The 5010-nt window shown below is 58.9% G+C and carries 2 protein-coding genes; both read left to right on the top strand.

Annotated elements, in window-relative coordinates:
* Nucleotides 1-368 precede the first annotated feature (368 nt).
* The gene (locus ACTQ49_RS14745; protein WP_441828593.1) at nt 369-1508 is read left to right on the top strand and encodes a hypothetical protein; all 1140 of its coding nucleotides are present in this window, start codon (nt 369-371) and stop codon (nt 1506-1508) included.
* A complete protein-coding gene (locus ACTQ49_RS14740) occupies nt 1505-4198 on the top strand; it encodes an ATP-binding protein (RefSeq protein WP_441828592.1) in 2694 nt (897 codons plus the stop codon). Before ACTQ49_RS14745 ends, ACTQ49_RS14740 begins: the two co-directional genes overlap by 4 nt.
* Nucleotides 4199-5010: the final 812 nt, after the last annotated feature.

Genomic DNA, 5010 nt, shown 5'->3' with positions numbered 1-5010 from the left:
CTCCTGGTGCGGAAACCTGCCACCGAACACCTACGAGGCCCGCCGGGCCGCTACGCTGCCCACCGCAGCGTAATCAGACACCAACGTGTCCACGATCCGGGGCGAAGGCCCCGGCAACGACGCTGAACCGTCAACCAAACAACCCTCATGAAAGATCGAGGCTAACCAACCCGAACGAACGAATCAGCCTGTACACCACGCAGCAGGACTTGACCCGGACACGCCGGCAGGATTCTTTGACCTAGCTCGGTAGACCCTGGGATGATATACGAGTGAACGGCCTCTAGGAGCGCACCTGCTCGTGCCGGTACGTACGAGTCAAAGGAGTGCTGATGGGTGCAAGGACGATCCACCCGTTCCCCGCTAGGATGGCCCCCGACATCGCCATCGACCACCTGGACGCTGTCGAAGGTGAATCCGAGCTAGTGGTGCTCGATCCTATGTGCGGATCAGGCACGGTCCTCGCAGCAGCGGCCGACAGGGGGCATGCAGCACGCGGGTTCGATGTCGACCCTCTCGCTGTCCTCATGAGTTCGGTTGCGACCCAGGCCGTCGACACAGACGATGTCGTCGCTGAAGCCGAGCGCGTCTGCGCGCTCGCGCGAGCCTCAAGTCAGGATGAACCGCGGTGGGATGACCCAGAGACGCGGAAGTTCGCTGAATACTGGTTCGCGGCGAGTCAGCGGAGCCAACTCAATCGGCTTTCGCGTGAGCTGGACGGGGTCGGCGATGATGCTGTTCGGCAGGCCCTCCAACTAGCCCTGAGTCGGATCATCGTCACGAAGGCCCCCAAGGCTTCGCTGGCCGCCGACACGTCGCACAGCAGGCCTCACCGAGTGATGACCGAATCTAGCTACGATGTGTACCGCGGGTTTGAGAGCTCCGTCGCGAGCCTCAAGAAGCTGCTCGATCAGCGTTCCATCGTCGGACAGGTGGAGGTGAGCAGGGGAGATGCGCGAGCGCTCAGCCTGCCAGATGCGTCGGTCGACCTGATCATTACGTCACCGCCGTATCTCAACGCGATCGACTATCTGCGTGGACACAAGATGTCTTTGATCTGGTTTGGTCACACTATTCCTGAATTGCGGAAGATCCGCTCCAACAGCATCGGCGCGGAACGTGCGCTCGACGGCGAAGCACTCAAGCAAGTTGATGACATGGTGTCGTTTGTTGAGGATGCTGCGAACGATCGGTCAAAGCTACCTTTAGCCACGATCGTTCGATATGCGCACGACCTCACCGTGTTCTCTCGCGAACTGCATCGCGTGTGCATGGAGGGTGCGGAAGTGGTCACGGTGATCGGAAACTCCACGTTGCGAGGCAATTACATCCAGAACGATGTTCTGGTGCGGAAAGCCTACGAGGCGGCAGGTTTCAGCGTGCGCGACAGGACGGAACGTGAGCTTCCCGAGAGTAAGCGATATTTGCCCGTTCGCACAAGTAATGCGGCTTCCTCGCTGTCGAAGCGCATGCGTACCGAAGTGGTTCTCACCGTGGAGAAATCATGAGCTCGACTGAGGTGGTCGAAAAGTCCGAGGGCGTAGAAGCCGGCGACAACAGCAAGGCAGGAGAAGATGCGTCCACCGCGCAGGTGGTCCCAGTGTCTGACCTCGTTGCGAACGGCAAGGTCGTAGACCAAGTTCCCCTGCAATTATCCTTCGGAATTATCGAGCGATTCTCGGAAGGGTTGTATAGCTCGCCCAACAAGGCATTCGAAGAGTTGATCACAAACTCATACGATGCAGGCGCTCGAAGCGTATGGGTTTCGATTCCAGAGGATCTATCTCAGTCCACGGGAACTGTCATCGTTGCAGACGACGGAGAGTCCATGGACAAGAATGGCCTCCACGACCTATGGAAGATCGGCGAGTCGAGGAAGCGCTCGACCACTCCGCCGAAGGGGAGAACGAGCCCGGTCGGCAAGTTCGGCATTGGAAAACTGGCAACGTATGTACTCGCCAAGTCGTTGACGTACTTGGTGCATAGTGACGGAACGTACCGGGCAATTACGATGGACTATTCGCTGCTTGAGGGTAGACCGGCGGGGCTCCTCAATGCGGTGGACCTGCGCCTCGACATGGTCCAGCTGAAGAGGGATGATGCAATTCGCGCTCTGGAGAGAGCGTACGAGCCGCTGGGCGACAAGTGCAAGTTCCTCGATCATGTGCGAACCTCGGAACCCGAGCACTGGACCGCCGCCATCTTAACGAATCTGAAGCCGGCGGCGGCGGAGCTTGAACTCGGTCGGCTTCGCTACATACTCCGAACAGCGTTGCCGTTGCATCCCGACTTCAAGCTTGACTACAACAACGAGCCGCTGACGTCGACGAAGGTGGACAAGGATCGGCTCTGGTCCTTCCAGGTTGGAAAAGACGAGAATGTTCTCCCTGGCAGGGGTAAGGGCAGTCCGTCGCCGTGGTCGCAGTTCAAGTCCGTGGAGGTGGAGCTGCCGGACGGCACCAAGACAACTGGGCTGCAGCTCTCGTCGGCAGGGACTATTGCGGGACGGGCGGTGCTTTTCAAGGACTCGATCACTTCGGGTAAGAGTGAGAAGCTCGAACGCAGCCATGGGTTCTTCGTCCGGGTACGTGGTCGTCTGATCAACCTGGGTGTAGAAGCTGCTGACTTCGATCTCGATGTCGAGCTTCGGCACGGCACGCTGAGCAGGTTTTTTATGGAGGTTTGGGCGGACGGGCTTGACGCTGAGGTCGCGAGTGCGAGGGAGAGCATCAAAGATTCTCCGGCCTTGGACGAGGTCAAGGCCTATCTGAAAGCGGTCTTCAACCGAGCCCGAACGGTCGCTCAAGAGAAAGACGCCTCGGATCAGCTTGGCCGGCTTGGAAAAGACAACCGGTTGGCAGACCCGCCGCTTGCGCTTAGCCAGGGGCCTCTCAGACGGATGCTCAATCGGGCAGCCGAAGGAGATCGTGTCGTCCGTGAGAGCCTCGGGGTTTCAGACGACCAGAGTGCGGACATCTCCACCGCCTTGTCCTCACCTGGCGACCTAGTTGAGAAAATTGTTCTAGAGTCGCAGCAGTCAAGCGAACGTTTTGTTTCGTACGACCCCGGCCGGAAGACTGTGGTTCTGAACGAATCTCACCCCTTCGTATCCAATTACAAGGATGCGAAGAAGGTAGGAGAGCCGCTCCGCCTACTGGGGCTTACGGAGCTGCTGACTGAAGCGTACATGCTGGATGAGAACATTGCGCCCGAGGTTGTCGAGCGTGTGATGCGTCGGCGTGATTCTTTTCTCCGGGCTCTCGTGAAGAGGTTCCCGCACTCGGCGACCGTAATTGCCCAGAGTCTCAACGAGGCGCGAAACAAGAAAGATGATCTAGAGGACGCGGTGGCGGATGCGTTCACCATTCTTGGATTCAATGTATCTAAGCGTGGTGGAGCTGGCCATGGAACAGATGGAGTCGTTACAGCTCGCTTGGGACGTAGGCAAGAGAACGGCGACACTTCTAGTTACGCGTTCACCTACGACGCGAAGTCTAGTGGCGAACCCGTCATAGTTCACCTGGACGATGATGGTATTGAGATCCCTATCGATAATGCGAGCAAAGTCGCGAAGATTAGGGCAGATACCGCTCGAACATCGGTGCTTCGCGTTCACAGGGAGTCCCTGACGAGTGACACCACCGTGGAGATAAAGCCGAGTTTCACTGTGGTGGTTGCTCCTGATTATCAGGGTGCTGACGATCCCGAGGCTTTGATATCGAAAGTCTGTGAAAACGACGCTATTGTTCCGATCAAGGTCTCAGATCTAGCCAAGCTTGTTGAAGTCTTTCCGCTGCAAGGGTTGACTCCTGCGTCACTTCGGCCGCTGTTCGAACTGCGCTCGCCTGCTCAGACGGCTGCGTGGATTGCTGAGCAAGAAGCAAGCGTGGCAATACCGAAGCCGAGGATCGACAGTCTCTTGGCGATCCTTGTAAAGTACAGCGACAAGGCCGCGGCAACTCAGATACAGCACCTTCATGCGTGGATGATTGCCGATGGGTGGGAAGGGACCCAATCGGAGCTGGAAGGATTGGTGCGAGGCTTGCATGCCCTGGCTCCTGCATCGTTCTACTTCGAGGACGGGTTTATCGCGTTGAACGCAACGGTGGAGGCACTCTACGCCGAGATTCGCGCGTCGCTCGAAGCGTACGAGGATGCAGGCCTTGTAGCTCCGTACTTGCAGTCGATGGGCGACTGATACGGGAGTTGCGCGGGTCGCCGTGGCATCAGCGTGCAGCGCGGTTGATGGAGGGGACCAAAAGGGGCCAGAACCATGCAACTCATGCATCTCCTGAGTCGCGCTGCATGCTCTGAGGCCCGGAATCACGCGGCATCTGGCCTTGTCGAAGCCGTCTGGACGCCTGGGGGTCAAGGGGTCGCAGGTTCAAATGGGTCTGCCGTGAGTTTGGTGGCTTGTATGACTTGGAGTGCCTCCTGGTGACGGGTGGTGGTCGCTACGGTGGCCGTGGGAGAAGGCTCCGGGTCTCGCCGCTATCCGGCTGAGCGTGATGGCTCGTGAAAGAGATCGGTGGGCTCTGGGGTCGACTCTCCCGGTCGAGGCTGGCCCGGTTCAGGGAATTGGTGGCCGAGGCGTGAACCTGCCACGCGGGTGACTCGTCTTGGGTGGCACCGGATCACGCACAAGCGTGGGTTCGCCGACTGTGGCGTTGGTTGCGGTCGCTGGGTGGCGATGAGCGGGAGTGTCTGCGCGTCACTGTCTGTCGACGGGGACGAGGGTTCTCCCGTCCAGGAAGACGATGCCCGTCGTGCGGAGTCACTGGCCGGTGGTTGGGCCCGGCGGGGTCGTGTCGTTCACAGCGAACGGAGGAACCCTCGTGTCTGTTCACCCTACCGATCCCGCGCTGGCGCGGGTTCAGGTCGGCATCGATGCTGCGGTGGTGAGCTTGTCAAGCTATCTGTGTAAGTGATGATCGGTTGAATGTTTGATTACAGGTAGGGGTTGAAGCGCTCTGGGTAGACGTTGGCGAGTTCGGCAAGGGCTGCCTTCCA

Origin of the sequence: Luteococcus sp. Sow4_B9 (genome assembly GCF_052116585.1) — a bacterium.
Classification (GTDB): Bacteria; Actinomycetota; Actinomycetes; order Propionibacteriales; family Propionibacteriaceae; genus Luteococcus.
This window is presented reverse-complemented; position numbering and strand designations above follow the sequence as displayed.

Bases quoted from the DNA above. Each gene is read 5' to 3' on its own strand.
- ACTQ49_RS14745 (WP_441828593.1), top strand. From the start codon at position 369: ATGGCCCCCGACATCGCCATCGACCACCTGGACGCTGTCGAAGGTGAA.
- ACTQ49_RS14740 (WP_441828592.1), top strand. From the start codon at position 1,505: ATGAGCTCGACTGAGGTGGTCGAAAAGTCCGAGGGCGTAGAAGCCGGC.